The sequence below is a fragment of the Gemmobacter nanjingensis genome (genome assembly GCF_014652195.1).
Taxonomy (GTDB): Bacteria; Pseudomonadota; Alphaproteobacteria; order Rhodobacterales; family Rhodobacteraceae; genus Gemmobacter; species Gemmobacter caeni.
The window spans coordinates 1,561-2,067 of sequence record NZ_BMYI01000044.1; the positions used below are offsets into that span (position 1 = coordinate 1,561).

Annotated in this window: 1 protein-coding gene; it reads right to left on the reverse strand. The window is 68.8% G+C overall.

The window, feature by feature from the left end; all coding sequences use genetic code 11:
• Positions 1-507 (reverse strand): hypothetical protein (locus IE126_RS25800; protein WP_194678750.1); only part of this gene is annotated, 507 nt, incomplete at both ends.

A 507-nucleotide genomic window follows, 5' to 3' on the forward strand; every position in this document is an offset into this window, starting at 1 on the left:
GGGCGCCGGGCGTCCGATGGCGATCCAGTCCACCAGGACATGGTTCGACACATCCTGTGGCGTCAGGTCGAGGCGCACCCTGTCGACCGTGGCGGCCCAGCCCGGCGTGACCGTGATCAGCGCCTCATCGCCAGACCAGACCGGCTCGGGGATCGCCACGCGGCGGCCGGTGACAAATGACTGCCCGGCATCCGCCCACCACAGATACCCGGTCCAGACCGGGCTGCCGACCCGCCTGAGGCGCGCCCGCAGTTGCGGATATCGCACGGCCCGGACACCCAGACCGGAGGGCGAGATTACATAGGCGCCCGCGCCATCGGCGGGGCGCATATAGCCCTCTGCCACGGTCGGGGCGGCCGGTGATCCGGTCCAGCCCTCGGCATCGTCGTCGTAATACCAGATATTCACATGATCGAACTGGTTCACCGTGCCGACCGACAGGCCCGCGATGGACTGGGCGAGCGCCTCTTCGCCGTTCACCCGCGCGGTATCCACCGCAAGGATCTG